Here is a 15,210-nt window from a genome sequence, read left to right as displayed (position 1 = left end):
GTTTTTGGGTGGTCAGGCCAAACTTGTGCCTTCCTGCTGCTCCAGAACCTCCCCATTCACAAAGGAAAGACGACGTGTGACTTCCATTCAACCTTCCCCACTGACAAGTACCGTTCTGGACATGTTGACCAAGCAGCGCAGCATCGTGACTTACGGGGCCAACATGCTGGCCGCCGTGCTGGGCCGCGCCGCCCTGCTCGAGCAGGATCTGCTGCTGGAATTGAGCGGGCCGGGACACGAACCCGGACACCTGATCTTTCAGGGCGGGCGCGTGGTGTACGCCCAGTACGAGGAACAAGCGGGCCAATTCGCCCTAGAGGAACTGAACCGCCCGCGCCCCCAAAGCACGCTGCGCCTGTTTGCACTGGACGCGACGCTGGCGGTGCTGGCCTTCGCTGCCGTAGACGGGCAACCCAGCGGCAGCGAACACATGGATCAGTGGCAGATCAATGACCGCCTGACTCACCTGATGACCGCCGAATTTTCGGGCGTGGTGGCGGCCCGCGTGCGCTCCAGCCTCGTGGTGTGGCATCTGGTCGATGGCCGGATTCAGAGCAAGCAGGACTTGCTGGCAGCAGGCTCCTTCCGGTCTGTGCTTCAGCTGGCGTGGCAGCAGCGCCAGTTGCCCACGCTGGGGCCAACGCTGGGAGTGCCGCCGACCCCCGCCGCCTCTCCTGCGTGGCGCACCCGTGCCGCCGCCCTGCCCGACAACGCCGTCATGTGGGCTTTGTTCGAACACGTGCTGCAAACCCATTTGGGCGTGGCCGCCGAGCGCGTGGTGCGCCTGATGAAAACCAAGCACGGCAACGACAGCGGCGTGCAGCTGCGCGAATCGCTGGCCCTCCAGATAGACCGGGTGGCAGGCCCCGCCGAGGGACGGCAGTTCCGGCATCAGCTGTCCTAACCACCCTATTCCGCTCCTTGTCCCCTTCCGAGGTACCGCCATGACCGATCTGTTTACCCTCACGCCGACCCAATACAGCCTTGTGCTGAATGTCCTGAACCTGTCCATCGGCGCGTTCGGAGCGTTTACCCTGCTGTTTATCCTGCTGCGGCGCAATGTGGCCCGCAACTACAGCATCGCCATTTCTCTGATGGCCGCCGTGACCACGATGGCCGCCTACCATTACTTCCGGCTGTACGGCAGTTGGCTGGATGCTTACGCCCTGCAAGGCGGCCAGCACATTCCCACCGGAGCAGCGTTCAATTACGTGCTGCGCTACGCCGACTGGCTGGGCACCGTGCCGCTGCTGCTGTCGGCCATTATGCTGGTGCTGGATTTGGGCCGCCAACAAAGCGCCAGTCTGGTCACGCGCATGGCGACCTCTGCCGTACTGATGATCGGGCTGGGCTATATAGGCGAAGTGCAGGGCGACAATTTGGGCGGGCGTGCGGTGTGGGGCCTGCTGGCCTGCATTCCGTTCCTGTACATCCTGTATGTGCTGTGGGGCGAAATGAGCCGGGTGCTGTCGTTCGAATCGGTGCGGGTGCGCCAACTGTTTTCGCGCCTGCGCTGGGTGCTGCTGGCCTCGTGGATCTTTTATCCGGTCATCTACGCGCTGCCGATTCTGGGCATTTCTGGCCCCAACGTGCTGACCTTGGTGCAGGTGTGCAACAGCGCCGCCGACTTGCTCGCCAAAGTGGGCGTGGGCCTCCTGATTCTGGGCATCGCACGGGAAAAGACCGAAGAGGACTTGGCCGCCGCCAGCCGCACCGAAAAAGCTCAGACGGCGGGAATGCCTGTACCTGTAGCCGCCGATTAAAGAACTCTGACTCCTTAGGCTTTGCTCCCTCTCCCTTGAGGGGGGAGGGTTGGGGAGGGGGTGAGTGAGCGAAGCGAATAGCCTTTCTTAGACCCTCAAACCACAGACCCTTAGACGCCTTCCCCACCACACAACCAATTCACCCATACCAGCGGGCCGGGGGCGAGAGTTTTACAGCCCCCGGCCCGCTTTGCCCCGTACACTGCCGTATGACTGCAACCACGAAACTTCACATTCCTGACCTGATTCAGAAAAAACGCGACGGACACGAGCATTCCCGCGCAGAACTGGAAGCGTTGGTGCTGGGCTATACGCGGAATGAGGTGCCCGATTATCAGGTGGCGGCGTGGCTGATGGCGGTGTACCTGAAGGGCATGACGCCCCCCGAAACCGCCGCCCTGACGCTGGTGATGGCGGCCAGCGGCGATCAGATGAACCTTGGCGACTTGCCGCGCACCGTAGACAAGCACTCTACAGGCGGCGTGGGCGACAAAACCAGCCTGATTCTGACGCCGATGCTGGCCGCGCTGGGCCTGACGGTAGCCAAAATGAGCGGGCGCGGGTTGGCCCACACGGGCGGCACCATCGACAAACTGGAAAGCATTCCGGGCTGGACAAGCGAGCTAGATGAAGCCCACTTTCTGGAACAGGCCCGCACGATTGGGCTGGCGTTGGTAGGCCAAAGCAAAGACCTCGCGCCCGCCGACGGCAAGTTGTACGCCCTGCGCGACGTAACGGCCACCGTGGATTGCCTGCCGCTGATCGCCAGTTCCATCATGAGCAAGAAGCTGGCATCGGGGGCGCATACGGTGGTGCTGGACGTGAAAGTCGGCGCGGGCGCGTTCATGAAGACGCTGGAAGACGGACGCGGGCTGGCGCGGGCGATGGTAGACATCGGCAAGCATTCGGGGCGGCAGGTGCGGGCCGTGCTGACCGACATGGACGCGCCGCTGGGCTTTATGGCGGGCAACAGTCTGGAGGTGCTGGAGGCGCTGGATACCCTGCGCGGTCACGGCCCCCACGACCTGACCGAACTGTGCGTGTCTTTGGCCGTAGAGGCGTTGGCCGCACAGGGCGAAGATGAGCAGCAAGCCGAAGCCCGCGCCCGAGCCACGCTCAGCGACGGCTCGGCCCTCGCCAAATTCCGGGCCTTTATCGAGGGGCAGGGCGGCGACCCGACCTACGTAGACGACCCCAGCCTGTTTGACGTGGCCCCCGGACGCGAGGAGATTCTGGCGACCAGCAGCGGCTTCGTGGGCAAGATAGACGCCCTGAGCGTGGGCCGCGCCGTACTGGTGCTGGGCGGTGGGCGCGAGCGCAAAGGCGAAGCGATTGATCACGGTGTAGGCGTGGAACTCCTGAGAAAACCCGGCGACGCGGTACAGACCGGAGACCCCGTGCTACGGCTGTATCACCGGGATGGGCGGGGGTTGGATGTGGCCCGCGGCCTGCTGACGGCGGGCTTGACCCTGCAAGCCACCCAACCCGCGCAGGAAGCCTTGATCCTTGACCGCGTGAACTGACTCACCGACTCCTTTCCGTGAACTTTCTCGCAATCTTGCCCCGGCCCGTTGCCCCAGCCGGGGTGTTACCTTGCTCTATATGCGTACCATTGTCCTGATCGTCATCGTGGTGTTGCTGGTGCTGTTCGGCATCCTCAACATCAACGCCCTGACCTTTCCCCACACCCTCAGCCTGGGTTTCGTGACCTACACAGGCGTGCCGCTGGGCATGATTTTGCTGCTGCTGGGGCTGGTTCTGGCTCTGGTGTTCTACTTCTGGGCAGGCGTGACAGGACTGCGGGCACAGGCCGACAGCGCCAAATTGCTGCGCGACATGGAAGCCTTGCGCGTGAGCCTCGACAGTCAGGAAGGCAGCCGCTTTGCCCAGTTGCAAACCCACATTGACCAGCGCCTCGGCACGCTAGAAACCCAGATGCAAGCGCCGAAAGCTTTGGGCATGGGTAAGGAACTGAGCGCCTCCGACTTGGCTGCCACCAACGCCCGCATAGACGCCTTGCAGCGCGACCTGAACTTGCAACTGGCGCAACTGGACGACTACCTGAAACGCAAACTGGGCTGAAGGTAGGGAACACACAGGCAGGACGGGGCAGAGTTGCAAACCCGTCCTGCCTTTTCGTGGCCGCTCTCTTTGAAAGCGCTTACTCGGGAACCCTCACTCAAGCATTCCCACTCCGACGTACTGTCTTCGATACTCGCTCCGCTCGGTTAATCTGTAGATTAACTTCGACCTACTTAACAACAACGCCGCCCACGTCCAGCACCCACGCCACCGTCTGCCCGCGCTGGCCCCGCGCCGCACTTCCATCGGTTGCCCCGTCAAATAGGGCGGCGCAGTGGCGCACGCTGGTTTTCCATGCGGCAATCACTTCGGTAGGGTCGTCTATGCCCAACGCGATGGATTCCAGAAAAACGGCTTTTGTGCCCGAAGTCGGGAGCGGCGTGTAGCCAGCCTCGACCATGCGGCGGGCCGGGGTACTCCCATTTTCACCGATATGGCTGAGGGTGGTGCTGGTTTGGCTGGTGACAATGTGGGCGGCATGTCCGGTGGCCGCAGCGTGCAAGTGGCCTTCGAAGATCAGGGGAGCGCGGACAGGAAAAGCCACCGTGCCGCCTCCACTGGTCGGGCAAACACCGCCGCGTGCGCGTTCGGTATTCACAGCCTCTAGCATCTTGGCTTCGGCGGTAGATCGCGGGGCCACCGACAACGGAGCGCGGGCCGCCTGAAAATTGTTGGAGACATAGGTAAAGTCCTGCTTGGTATCAAAATCGGTCACATCAACCCGCACTCCAGAGGGTGGCGGCGTAGAGCCGGGGCAGGCGGTCAGCACGGCGCAGAGGGCAAGCAGGGCAGCAGGCAGGCGAAGGAATGCACTCATACGTTAGGCCTCCAAATTAAGATGCAGTCTGGTCAGCAAAGAAACACCCTTAAGGTAAGCCTGTTCTGCCGGCCTGGTGCGTTATATGGCACACACCCAAATGGGGGCAATAGAAGGCAGCACTCTGGTGATTTTGCTCATCAATCCGGTTCTATCTGTACTAGCCTCAACCCATGACTCCCCATTTTTTCGGTCAGACTCCCAGCGTGGCCCAACTCACCGCACCCGGCGCTTATCCCGGCCTGCGCCTCCAGATGCACGACGGCGGGATTCTGGAAGTGGTGCTGCAAAATGACCGCACCCTAAACAGCGTGAACGCCGCCGCCCACCGCGCCCTGACCGTCGTATGGCGCGATATAGACGCCGCAGAAGGCGTGCGCTGCGTGCTGATTCGGGGTGAAGGCCGAGGCTTTTCGTCGGGCGGAGACTTTGAACTGATCGAAGAAATGGCGTCGGACTTTACAGCGCTGGCCCGCGTGTGGCGCGAAGCCCGTGACCTCGTGTACAACGTGATCAATTGCGGCAAACCTGTGGTCAGCGCGATTCACGGCCCCTGCGTGGGTGCGGGACTGGCGGTGGCCCTGCTGGCCGATGTGAGTGTGGCGGCCAAAACAGCGCGGTTGCTGGACGGCCATGTGCGGCTGGGCGTAGCGGCAGGCGACCACGCGGCAATCATTTGGCCCTTGCTGTGCGGCCTGAACAAAGCCAAATACCACCTGATGACCGGAGAACCCGTGTCGGGCGAGGAAGCCGAGCGGATTGGGCTGGTCAGTTTGTGCGTGCCAGACGAGGAACTGCTTGACCGCGCTTGGAAGGTGGCCCGTCAACTGGCCGCCGGAAGCCCCACCGCTGTGCGCTGGACAAAATACGCCCTGAACAATTGGCTCCGTGCGGCAGGCCCGACGTTTGACGCCAGCCTCGCCCTAGAATTCTTGGGCTTCACTGGCCCCGATGTGCGCGAAGGCTTAGCCAGCCTCCGCGAAAAGCGCGAGCCGAACTTTGCGGAGGATGCACCGATTTAGGGATCGTGGAGTGAATGACTTGGATGGATGGGCGGTGGCAACAGCTCAATTCGCCGTGTGGCAAACCTAAAACGCGCCACCCGAATGCATGTGAGGCCGTCGTGCGTGAAACGCGCGGGCCAATTCCATCTTGGAATGAATAGGCGATTCCGCTTCAGATGAGGGATTGAGCCGAGTTAGGACGCGACAAGATCAATCCTGCCGAGCGCAGCGACCAACTCCCCTGCACCCTTTGGGGGCGGGGGCTGGGGGGTGGGGGAAGGCGTGGGACAAACTCCAGAAACCCGCCCCTCACTCCCACCGCTCATCCTCCCAATCGGCCAAGAACTCGGCGCGGCTGCCGAAGCCCAAGCCTTCCAACCGCTCCAGCACAGCGTCTTCCTCCAGTTCGTCATCCGAATCGGAACCCCAAATCGCGTCGCCCACCCACAGCAACCAACGCGGCGGAGGCGGAAACGTGCGGAAATAGGCGAGCCGCTGGGCCTCATCCCAATGCCGCGAGTCCCACCACTGCCCCCACAGCATGATGTGACCCTCACCGCCGCCCATGCGCCAGAACGCACTCAGCGGGTGGAATTCGGGATACGGAATCCAAGGGGGTGGAACCGTGCCGTACTGGGCCGTCAGGCGCTCAATTTCTGAATGCGGCCAACTCAAGACCCGTGAATCTCCACCCTTTCCCCCGTGCGGGCCGAGGCATACAGGGCGTCCAGCACGCGGGCATGGGCCACCGCGTCGCTGGGCGGATAGAGGGCGGCTTCTTGCCCCAGCGCCACCCGCTGAAAATGGGCCACCATGCCCGCATAGGCGTTGAATGGCCCGAATGTTTCCTCCCGCGAGCCAGCGGCGTTGGTGATGGTAAACGTACTGGGCTTGTCGGTGTTGCTGTGGAACACGCCCGACATGTCCAGCGTGCCTTTGCTGCCAATGACAGTGAGGCGCTGCGTGGCCGTATCTCCCCAGTCGAAGGCGCAGTCGATGCTGGCCGAAGCCTGCGGGTAATCCAGCACGGCGCTCAGGCCCATATCCACACCGGATGCGGCCCCACCGTCTGTCCAGCGGGCGCGGGCAGTGACGCTTTGCGGTTCGCCCAGCAGCAGGCGCATCAGATTCACTGGGTAGGTGCCCACATCGAACAGCGCCCCGCCGCCCTTGCTGGCGTCCCAGCGGAAGTCGTCGGGGTTGGTGAGCGGGAAGCCGAACGCACCCCGGAAGGCCCGAATCTCGCCCAGTTCGCCGCCCCGTACCAGTTCCATGATGCGCCCCACATGCGGCTGAAAGCGGTAGGCGAAGGCTTCCAGCAGCACCCGGCCTGCCGCCCCCGCTTCGCGTTCCAGTTCGGCGGCCTCGTCTGCGTTCAGCGTAAACGGCTTTTCGGTCAGGGCGTGTTTTCCGGCCCCCAAGGTGTCGCGGGTCATGGGCAGGTGCAGATCGTTGGGCAGGGGGTTGTAAATGGCGTCTACATCAGAGGCCAATGCGTCGGCGTAGCTGCCCACCGCCGGAATGTTCCACTCGTCGGCGTAGGCCCGCGCCCGCTCGGAATTCGGCTCGCGCACGCCCAAAAACGTCACTTCTCCGCCCGCCGCCCGAATAGCCGGAATGAGTGCCCGCCCAATCCGCGCCGCGCCCAAGATGCCCCAGCGTAAGCCTGCTCCTGTGGATGTCATGCCACAGGATAAGGGTGGAGGAGGTGGGTTGTGGGCTGTAAGACAAGATTGACCCACAACCTACAACCCACGTCCCACAGCCCTTTTACCGCTTGCTCAGCAAATACGCCTTCGGATGATGCCCCCCGCTGAACGCCTGAAACAGTTCGCGGGCGTACCACTCGGTACTGTCTTCCAGTAATCCCTGAAACAACTTGATCTCGTGCGTGATGACGGCCAAGCGTCCCTGACGGCTCAGCAGGCGGTACATCTCTTTCAGGAAGGCGGGGTACAACACTTCGTTGCCGCCGTGCGTGCCGATGGCGTCGCCCCAAGGCAAATCGGCCAAGATCAGATCGAAGGAGCGGTCTGGCAGGCCCGTGTTCAGGGCGTCCACGCAGGCCACCTCTATTTCCCGTTTGGCGGCTTTGATGTTGCGCTGGGCGCATTCCACGGCGGCGGGGTCTATATCTACGCCCACCATCGCCGCCGATGGCCCCATCAGGGAGCGTTCGATCAGGAGGGTGCCGCTGCCGCTCATGGGGTTAAAAATGCGGTCTTCGTCGCGCTGCCCAGCCAGTTTCAGCACCGCGTAGGCCAGCGTCGCGTTCAGGCCGCCGTTCATGTTGCACACGCGCCACGCCCGCGCCGACAGGGGCCGGGGCGTCATGCGGGCCAGCACTTCCCAGCCTTCGCCGTGTTCTTCGGGCCGGAACCGCAACAGCAGTTCACCTTCTTCGGCATTGTGTGTCAGGCCGATCAGTCCTTCCAGTTCGGAGGCGAGGCGCTGCATCACGCTGGATTCTTTGCCCGCCGCGCCCAACCGGAAGGAGGTGTGGCCGCCCACCCGCGCCACTTCTGCCACGAACGTTGCCAGTTCGCCCAGTTGCTGGTTGCCCAAAAAACCGCGTGGGCGCGGCACATCCCAAGCCTTGATGCGGTACACGGCCACCACCGATTTCAGGCGGTTCAGGCGCTCCATGTCGCCGGGATACCAGAAGCGCAGGCCACGAATATCGCGGGCCAACGGCACATCGGCCAGTTCGTTTTCCGCAATCGCCTCTAGCCCCGGCAACACGTCCAGCACGTATTCGTGTGCGGGCTGCCGCTCCCGGTAATCGCCTTTGGGCTTGCTGGCCTTGCGCTTAAAGGGCGAATTGGGGTCATGGCGATTGTCAGAACGGCGATCAGAACGGGAAGAGCGGGCGGGGCGCGGCATAGCAGAGCAGTATAGCCTACCGGGATGCTGAGGCGGCTTAGGCCACAGCGCCGATGCACCGAAACGCGGCGCATGGCATGCTGCATCTATGACCCTACCCGTGTACTTTTACCGCACTGCACATCCCTTTTCCAACTTTCACCCCAGCTTTTTTACGGCTGACGGCGTGACCTACCACACCGCCGAACAGTATTTGATGGCCCGCAAAGCGCAGTGTTTTGGGGATGAAGAACGCCTCACCGCGATTCTGGCCGCGCCCACGCCCGATGAATGCAAACGCCTGGGCCGTCTGGTCACGCCTTACGACAACGCCGTGTGGGAGGCCAAACGCTTTGAGGTGGCGCTGGACATGCTGCGGCTGAAATTCGGCCAGAACCCCAAACTCCGCACCGTACTGCTCGAAACGGGCGACGCGCCCCTAGTAGAAGCCTCGCCGTCTGACCGTATCTGGGGTATCGGCTACCGCGAAGACGACGCCGAAGCCAACCGCGCCCGCTGGGGCCAGAATCTGTTGGGGCTGGCGCTGGAGCAGGTGCGGGCAGAGTTTAGGGGACAACTCGGTTGAGAAAGGCTGCACCCCGCCGCGCCGCCTCATGTGCCACAGCATATTCACGGCGCTCCTGCTCAAAATCTAGGGGCCACTGGGCCAAAGCGACGGCCCGCCCATACGCGGTGAGGCCTGCACGCCCCCGCGCTTCTGGCGAGTCGGTTCCCAGTCCTGCCAAGCAAGAGAAAGACTCGCGCCACACAGCATCGGGCCAGGCATCGCGGGCCAGTGTCAGCCAACGGTTCTCGGTGGGAATCAGGGTTCCGGTACTCAGCAGGGCTGCTTGCCCCAGCCCCAGCATCAGGCCCAGCGCGGCATAAGCGACTTTTTCCCCGTCGCCCGCGTTCAGGCCGCCCATGATCTTGTGGAGTTCTTCGGCAGTCCCAGCGATTCGGCTGGCCGCTTGCCTATGCGCTTCGGGCGCAAGCGTAGCCCATTCCAGCGCCTGTGCTTTGGCTTGCAGCACGGCAAAGACGCCCGCCGGATCGTACAGCGGCAGACCTGTTCGCAGCGCCGTCAGGTTCCAGAGCGCCGTGTCGGGATCGGTCAGGGCGCGTTCGCGGTGGCCCAGTTCGCTGCGGTCTACGCTCAGCAGCAGGCCTCCGTGGTAGGAGGTGTGGCCGCCTATAGGTGCGCCGTCTGCCACCAGCACTTGCACGTCCAGATCACTCCATTCATCGGCGTCGCCCCGTGCGAAGCTTCCGGTCAGGACGACGGCCAGCACGCCTTCTTCGGCAGCCCAAAGCCGGGTCAGGTCAGGCAACCACTCTGGAAGCTGGGAAAGAACGGTCATGCCCAGTAGTGTGGCGTGTAGCACGGGGCAACAGCATCGGCAGAATGACTGAGCAGAGCAAACGACCGTGCCCCAGTCGGGTGGACTTGGGGCACGAGTGTTGCACCTACCTCAGCTTCCCGGCTTGAAATCCTTGTACTGCTCGCGCATTTCGCGTTTCAGGAATTTGCCGGTGGCTCCGATCGGAATGCTCTCGGCGGTAATGGTGGCGTCGGGCAGCCAGAACTTGGCGAACTTGGGCGAGATGAAGGCGATGATTTCTTCGTGGCTGACACTCTGGCCGGGGCGCGGCACGACGACGGCCAGCGGGCGTTCATCCCATTTGGGGTCTTCCATGGCAATCACGGCGCACTGGGCCACAGCGGGGTGGGCCATAATCGCGTTTTCCAAATCCACACTGCTGATCCATTCGCCGCCCGACTTGATCAGGTCTTTGGAGCGGTCTTGGATGTGCATATAGCCGCGTGCGTCCAGCGTGGCGATATCGCCCGTGTCGAACCACAGGTTGCCGTCCAGCTCGAAGAAATTGCTCTGGCCCTCGCCCTTGAAGTAGGAGTTGGCGATCCACGGCCCCCGCGCGATCAGGCGGCCCATCGTTTTGCCGTCATGGGGCAATTTCTCGCCTTCTTCCGAGAGCAGATCGAGCCAGACCAGCGGCACGGCGCGGCCCTGCTTGGCCCGCAGCGCAAAGCCCTCGTCGCTGTTGGCATCGACTCCGGCGGGCACACTGCTGGCAGTGCCCAGCGGGTGTGTTTCGGTCATGCCCCACGCGTGCAGCATGGTCAGGCCGTGATTGTTCCAGAAGGCCCGCAGTAGGCTTTCGGGCGCGGCGCTGCCCCCCACGATCAGGCGCTCTAGGGCGTGCAGGTCGTAGGCTTCGCCCTCGGCTTTGGCCCGGTCAAGCTCGGCCAGTAGGCCCATCCAGATGGTCGGCACGCCCGCCGTGATGGTCACGCCCTCGTTCTGAAGGAGTCCGGCCAGCGTGCGCCCATCGCTGAACACGCCCCCGAACACCTGTTTCGCGCCGTACATGGCGCAGGTGTAGGGCAGCCCCCAGGCATTCACATGGAACATGGGCACAATCGGCATCACGGTATCGGCCTCGCCCACGTTCAGGCCGTCTTTGGGGGCGCTGACCAGCGAGTGCAGCACCGTAGAGCGGTGGGTGTACAGCACGCCTTTGGGGTTTCCGGTGGTGCCGCTGGTGTAGCACATGGCCGCCGCGTCGGTTTCAGCGATCTGGGGGTAGCGGGCCAGAGGTTCTTGACCCATCACAAAGGCGTCGTAGTCGGCCACGCCGGGCAAAGGAATAGGCGCAGGCGTCGGCCCCAGCACCAGAATATGCTCCAGCTTGGGGCAGGCAGCTTTGATGGCCGGAATCATGGCCCCGAACACGTTTTCGATGAGCAGCACGCGGTCTTCGGCATGATTCAAAATCCACGCGATCTGCTCTGGGTGCAGCCGGATATTCACGGTATGCAGCACCAATCCGGCGCTGGGCACGCCCAAATAGGCCTCTAGGTGCCGGAAGGAATTGACGGCCAGTGTGGCTACCCGGTCGCCCGGTTGCAGGCCGAGGCCCAGCAGACCTGCGCCCAGACGCAAGGCCCGGTCAGCTACCGCGCCATAGGTGGTGCTGTGACGGTGAGCAATCGGCTGCCCGGCTTCGTCGCGGCCTGCCACCAGCAAACTCACGACTTCACGGCCAGCGTAGGTGGTACGTGCCCGCTCCAGAATGAAGGGAACGGTGAGCGGTACATCCATCATGTTGCCTTGCATGGGTGGCCTCCGGGGAAGTGGGCTGCTGTGTGGGCACAGATCAGCGAGAGAAGTTCTGAACAGGGGAAAGCAGCAACAGGGAAGCAAGGGCGGCGGTTCGCCCTGTGTTTGCCCCAAACGGGAAAGCCTACGTGTGGGGGTATTCTAGCGGGAAAGTGCGGAGCTTAACCGAGTCTAGATCGGGGCGGCTCCATACGGCGGCCCCAATCCGCAACGTAGACAGGGACACCCCACGCCGAGGGCGCTTCTTCTGCCCTTAATGCCGAGGCGGCTTGGCCTGTGCCCCACCTCTCAGCGGACGCGGGCCGACACCCACTAGCACGCCCGCGCCGTCGCCTTCATCCTCTCGCCGCTGGCCGCCAGAAGAATGCCTGAACAATGCTTTGACCCGCTGCCAGATGGAGTGGAGGGCCATGCTTCATCTTACGGGGCATAGGCCCGGTGGGGTGCAGAACATGGGGGCGCGAAGGATAGGTGAGAGGGGTAGATCAGTCTGTGTTCACCACGCCCTACTCCCATTCTTCCGGCTCAGTGGGCGCGTTGTGCTTCAGGCCCATCAGGTACAGTTCCAGAATTTGCACGGCGGCAGCCTCGTCTTCATCGGCGGCCCCCAGCGCCCGCGCCCGCTGCGTGGTAAAGCGTTCATCCTGATAGGCCACCGTGTAGCCCTGCTCCTGCAAAATCCGCCCGAAGGCCCGCACCCGGTCTAGCGCGGCATTGTGCCCGCCATCGGCGTCCAGCGGCAGCCCCAGCAGCAGCAGCCCTGCCCCCGATTCCTTCACGCGCAGGCGCACGGCTTTCAGGTCTAGGGGCAGGCGCTTGCGGTCTATGCTACCGCGCCCGAACGCCAGCCCTCCGGCACTGACCGCAAAGCCGATGCGCCGCTTGCTGACGTCGAGTGCGAGAACGGTGGGTGGGGCGGTGGGGGTCATGGGGGGAGGATAGGTGAAAAACAGTGAGTGGGGAGTGGGGAGCGGTCAGTGGAAAGGCAATCGCTACGCTCATTCACCCCCTCTGCTGGCGCAGCTCTGCGAGTCCCCGACCCTCCCCCCTCCCTTCGGGCTGTACCAGTCAAGGGTGAGGGAGCAACACCATCACTCATACGCTCCAATCTTTTCCCACTCACCACTGACCACTTGCTACTCACCGCGCGTCAGCGCCTTGCTACCCTGTACCCCATGACCCAACCCGAATCCCCAGTCATCCTGAGCCACACGAGCGCGGGCGTGCGTACCCTGACGCTGAACCGCCCCGACAAGCTGAATGCCGCCAACGACGCCCTGTTGCTGATGCTGACAGCGGAACTACAGGCCGCTGACGCTGACAACGCCGTGCGAGTGGTGGTCATCACGGGCGCGGGCCGGGGCTTTTGCGCGGGGCAGGATCTGGGCGACGTGTCGGGCCGCGACATGACCTTCACCGAACACTTGAACCACACCTATAACCCGCTGATTCGCACCATTCGCGGGCTGAGCAAACCCGTAATTACGGCAGTCAACGGCGTGGCAGCGGGCGCGGGCGCAAGCCTCGCTCTATCGGGCGATATTCGGTTGTGGGCGCAATCGGCCAGCCTGATCGAAGTGTTTTCCAACATTGCCCTCGTGCCAGACAGCGGCAGCACTTGGTTTTTGCCCCGCTTGGTGGGCTACCACCGCGCCTTTGCGCTGATGGCCCTAGCAGACCGGGTGCGGGCCGACGACGCGCTGAAGTACGGCCTCTGCGAAGAAATCTTGGCCGACGAAGGCTTTGCAGACGCGGTGCAGGCCTACGCCGAACGCCTCGCCTCGCGCCCGGCCCACGCGCTGAAGCTGACCAAGCAGGCGCTGAACGCCGCCATGACCAGCACGCTGGACGCCGCACTCGACCTAGAGGCCGAACTGCAACAATTGGCCGGAGACCACTGGGAGCATGAGGAAGGCGTGACCGCGTTCAAGGCCAAGCGTGCACCAGAGTTCGTGCGGGCGGCGACTGAACCCGAATGAAGGCCAGCCGATGAAAGTAGCTGTAGCCGATGTCGGCACCAATTCCAGCCACCTGCTGATTGCCGAGGCCCACGCCGGAGCCAACCAGCAGGGCGATTTCCGGGTGCTGGACGCCCTGAAAGACCGCACCAAATTGGGCGAATGTCTGGACGCCGCCGGAAACATGACGCCGGAAGGGGAACACCGCTTGGCCTCGGCGCTGACCCGCTTTAAGGAATTGGCCGCCGCAGCGGGCGTGAGTGAGGTGCGCGTGTACGCCACGAGTGCCCTGCGCGAGGCTCCCAACGGCTCCGAGGTAGCGGCGCGAATTTTGGCCCGCACCGGGGTTTATCCGGCGGTCATCAGCGGGGAGCGCGAAGGCGAACTGACGTATCTGGGCGTGGCCCACAGCGTAGAACTGGGGCCAGACAACGTGCTGCTCGACTTGGGCGGCGGCAGCTTGGAGTTTGCGCGGGGCGGCCCCGATCAGGCCGCCGACATCCTGAGCTTGCCCCTCGGCAGCATCCGCATGACGCGGGCGCACCTGCACCATGAGACACGGGGCAACAGGACTGGGATCAAGGCCGTGCAAGACGCCGTTCGGCACGCGCTGGCCCCCCACGCCGCCCGGTTCCGAATCCAGTCCGGCACCCGCGTCATTTTGTCCAGTGGCACCGCAGAAGCCGCTGCCGCCGTGCTTTCTGGCCGTGAGGGGAGCATCAACGGGGTGGGCTTTTCTGTGGCCGATCTGGCTGGACTGCTGGAGCGGGTGCGCCGCCTGTCGCCCGCCACACGCGCCAAACTGCCGGGACTGGGCAACCGTGCCGATACCATCGTGGCGGGCCTCGCCGTGCTGCACGCCGCGCTGGAGCTGCTAGGAGCCGAAACCGTGACCGTCAGCGAGGGAGCCTTGCGCGAAGGCATGTTGATCGAAGAACTCTCGCGCTTCCAGAGTTTCTCGTCGGGCCTGAGCGCCCGCCAACGCAGCGTGCTGGCCACCGCCAAACGCTTCGGCGCGAACTTGGGCCACTCGCAGCAAGTGGCCGCCCTGTCCCGCGCCCTGATGGACGGCCTGATTGCGGCGGGCGTGCCCTTTCCAGAAGACGCCCGCAGCCTGCTCACCGCCGCCGCCGCCCTGCACGAAACCGGGCAAATCGTGGCCCAGAGCAGTCACCATAAACACAGCGCCTACCTGATCCGGCACGCCGAGTTACGCGGCTTTGGCCCGCACGACATAGAACGGATCGCGCAGGTAGCCCGCTATCACCGCAAAAGTCTGCCCAAGCCGTCGCACGCCGACTTTATGACCCTGCCCGCCGCAGACCGCGCCCTCGTGTCGCGTTTGTCGGCCATGCTGCGTGTCGCAGACGGCCTAGACCGCTCGCACGCGGGCCAAACCCAGATTCACAGTCTGACTCGCAGTGGGCAGGGGTGGACGGTGCAGATCAGCGGGGCCACGCCGCTAGACCTTGCAGGCGCACGCGACAAGGCCGACCTGTGGACTCGGGAATTCGGGGGGCTGGAATTCAAGGTCATGCCAGCCGAGAAAGCCTGAGCCCAAGCCACAAGAAAAAACAACCC

General features: G+C 63.7%; 15 protein-coding genes. 8 read left to right on the top strand and 7 right to left on the bottom strand.

Annotated features, from left to right (window positions below; all coding sequences use genetic code 11):
* The first annotated feature begins 121 nt into the window (after positions 1-121).
* The 4 genes from SU48_RS02760 to SU48_RS02745 all read left to right on the top strand — a co-directional run bounded on the left by SU48_RS02760 (position 122) and on the right by SU48_RS02745 (position 3,845).
* The gene (locus tag SU48_RS02760) at positions 122-904 is read left to right on the top strand and encodes a hypothetical protein (RefSeq protein WP_064013920.1); all 783 of its coding nucleotides are present in this window, start codon (positions 122-124) and stop codon (positions 902-904) included.
* 40 nt (positions 905-944) lie between these two features.
* Entirely contained in the window at positions 945-1,763 is an 819-nt protein-coding gene (locus tag SU48_RS02755; protein WP_064013919.1) for a bacteriorhodopsin, read from the top strand.
* A 209-nt stretch (positions 1,764-1,972) separates the two neighbouring features.
* A complete protein-coding gene (locus tag SU48_RS02750) occupies positions 1,973-3,286 on the top strand; it encodes a thymidine phosphorylase (RefSeq protein WP_064013918.1) in 1,314 nt (437 codons plus the stop codon).
* A gap of 79 nt (positions 3,287-3,365) precedes the next feature.
* Positions 3,366-3,845: a hypothetical protein gene (locus SU48_RS02745; protein WP_064013917.1), complete on the top strand. Its 480-nt coding sequence runs from the start codon at positions 3,366-3,368 to the stop codon at positions 3,843-3,845.
* A 169-nt stretch (positions 3,846-4,014) separates the two neighbouring features.
* Here the strand turns inward: SU48_RS02745 and SU48_RS02740 are convergent, their stop codons facing one another.
* A complete protein-coding gene (locus SU48_RS02740) occupies positions 4,015-4,662 on the bottom strand; it encodes a CAP domain-containing protein (RefSeq protein WP_064013916.1) in 648 nt (215 codons plus the stop codon).
* A gap of 173 nt (positions 4,663-4,835) precedes the next feature.
* Here SU48_RS02740 and SU48_RS02735 point away from each other — a divergent pair, with 173 nt between their 5' ends.
* A complete protein-coding gene (locus SU48_RS02735) occupies positions 4,836-5,684 on the top strand; it encodes an enoyl-CoA hydratase/isomerase family protein (protein WP_064013915.1) in 849 nt (282 codons plus the stop codon).
* A 291-nt stretch (positions 5,685-5,975) separates the two neighbouring features.
* Here the strand turns inward: SU48_RS02735 and SU48_RS02730 are convergent, their stop codons facing one another.
* The 3 genes from SU48_RS02730 to SU48_RS02720 form a co-directional block, all read right to left on the bottom strand.
* Positions 5,976-6,341 (bottom strand): hypothetical protein, encoded by a 366-nt coding sequence (locus SU48_RS02730; RefSeq protein WP_064013914.1) that lies wholly within the window; start codon positions 6,339-6,341, stop codon positions 5,976-5,978.
* Positions 6,338-7,351: a Gfo/Idh/MocA family protein gene (locus SU48_RS02725; RefSeq protein ID WP_064013913.1), complete on the bottom strand. Its 1,014-nt coding sequence runs from the start codon at positions 7,349-7,351 to the stop codon at positions 6,338-6,340. Before SU48_RS02725 ends, SU48_RS02730 begins: the two co-directional genes overlap by 4 nt.
* 85 nt (positions 7,352-7,436) lie before the next feature.
* Positions 7,437-8,549, bottom strand: coding sequence for a methyltransferase domain-containing protein (locus tag SU48_RS02720; protein ID WP_064013912.1), 1,113 nt, complete (start codon positions 8,547-8,549; stop codon positions 7,437-7,439).
* An 88-nt stretch (positions 8,550-8,637) separates the two neighbouring features.
* On the opposite strand from SU48_RS02720, the gene SU48_RS02715 reads away from it, so the two are divergent.
* Positions 8,638-9,114 (top strand): NADAR family protein, encoded by a 477-nt coding sequence (locus SU48_RS02715; RefSeq protein ID WP_064013911.1) that lies wholly within the window; start codon positions 8,638-8,640, stop codon positions 9,112-9,114.
* Here the strand turns inward: SU48_RS02715 and SU48_RS02710 are convergent.
* The 3 genes from SU48_RS02710 to ruvX form a co-directional block, all read right to left on the bottom strand.
* On the bottom strand, positions 9,095-9,889 hold the full coding sequence (locus SU48_RS02710) for a nucleotidyltransferase domain-containing protein (protein WP_064013910.1): 795 nt from the start codon (positions 9,887-9,889) through the stop codon (positions 9,095-9,097). The genes SU48_RS02715 and SU48_RS02710 overlap by 20 nt on opposite strands.
* Before the next feature lie 111 nt (positions 9,890-10,000).
* Positions 10,001-11,668 (bottom strand): long-chain fatty acid--CoA ligase, encoded by a 1,668-nt coding sequence (locus SU48_RS02705; protein ID WP_064013909.1) that lies wholly within the window; start codon positions 11,666-11,668, stop codon positions 10,001-10,003.
* A 509-nt stretch (positions 11,669-12,177) separates the two neighbouring features.
* Entirely contained in the window at positions 12,178-12,600 is a 423-nt protein-coding gene (gene ruvX / locus SU48_RS02700; RefSeq protein WP_064013908.1) for a Holliday junction resolvase RuvX, read from the bottom strand.
* 246 nt (positions 12,601-12,846) lie between these two features.
* Between ruvX and SU48_RS02695 the strand changes: the two genes are divergently transcribed.
* On the top strand, positions 12,847-13,650 hold the full coding sequence (locus SU48_RS02695; RefSeq protein ID WP_064013907.1) for an enoyl-CoA hydratase-related protein: 804 nt from the start codon (positions 12,847-12,849) through the stop codon (positions 13,648-13,650).
* A 10-nt stretch (positions 13,651-13,660) separates the two neighbouring features.
* The gene (locus tag SU48_RS02690; RefSeq protein ID WP_064013906.1) at positions 13,661-15,184 is read left to right on the top strand and encodes a Ppx/GppA phosphatase family protein; all 1,524 of its coding nucleotides are present in this window, start codon (positions 13,661-13,663) and stop codon (positions 15,182-15,184) included.
* Positions 15,185-15,210: the final 26 nt, after the last annotated feature.

Origin of the sequence: Deinococcus puniceus, assembly GCF_001644565.1 — a bacterium.
In the GTDB taxonomy this organism is placed as follows: Bacteria; Deinococcota; Deinococci; order Deinococcales; family Deinococcaceae; genus Deinococcus; species Deinococcus puniceus.
Note: the sequence above shows the minus strand (reverse complement) of the source record. Positions and strands in the feature narration are given on the sequence as shown.

Excerpts from the sequence above, each read along its gene's own strand:
- SU48_RS02760 (WP_064013920.1), top strand. The coding sequence starts at position 122 with ATGTTGACCAAGCAGCGCAGCATCGTGACTTACGGGGCCAACATGCTG.
- SU48_RS02755 (WP_064013919.1), top strand. The coding sequence starts at position 945 with ATGACCGATCTGTTTACCCTCACGCCGACCCAATACAGCCTTGTGCTG.
- SU48_RS02750 (WP_064013918.1), top strand. The coding sequence starts at position 1,973 with ATGACTGCAACCACGAAACTTCACATTCCTGACCTGATTCAGAAAAAA.
- SU48_RS02745 (WP_064013917.1), top strand. The coding sequence starts at position 3,366 with ATGCGTACCATTGTCCTGATCGTCATCGTGGTGTTGCTGGTGCTGTTC.
- SU48_RS02740 (WP_064013916.1), bottom strand. The coding sequence starts at position 4,662 with ATGAGTGCATTCCTTCGCCTGCCTGCTGCCCTGCTTGCCCTCTGCGCC.
- SU48_RS02735 (WP_064013915.1), top strand. The coding sequence starts at position 4,836 with ATGACTCCCCATTTTTTCGGTCAGACTCCCAGCGTGGCCCAACTCACC.
- SU48_RS02725 (WP_064013913.1), bottom strand. The coding sequence starts at position 7,351 with ATGACATCCACAGGAGCAGGCTTACGCTGGGGCATCTTGGGCGCGGCG.
- SU48_RS02720 (WP_064013912.1), bottom strand. The coding sequence starts at position 8,549 with ATGCCGCGCCCCGCCCGCTCTTCCCGTTCTGATCGCCGTTCTGACAAT.
- SU48_RS02715 (WP_064013911.1), top strand. The coding sequence starts at position 8,638 with ATGACCCTACCCGTGTACTTTTACCGCACTGCACATCCCTTTTCCAAC.
- SU48_RS02710 (WP_064013910.1), bottom strand. The coding sequence starts at position 9,889 with ATGACCGTTCTTTCCCAGCTTCCAGAGTGGTTGCCTGACCTGACCCGG.
- SU48_RS02705 (WP_064013909.1), bottom strand. The coding sequence starts at position 11,668 with ATGCAAGGCAACATGATGGATGTACCGCTCACCGTTCCCTTCATTCTG.
- ruvX (WP_064013908.1), bottom strand. The coding sequence starts at position 12,600 with ATGACCCCCACCGCCCCACCCACCGTTCTCGCACTCGACGTCAGCAAG.
- SU48_RS02695 (WP_064013907.1), top strand. The coding sequence starts at position 12,847 with ATGACCCAACCCGAATCCCCAGTCATCCTGAGCCACACGAGCGCGGGC.
- SU48_RS02690 (WP_064013906.1), top strand. The coding sequence starts at position 13,661 with ATGAAAGTAGCTGTAGCCGATGTCGGCACCAATTCCAGCCACCTGCTG.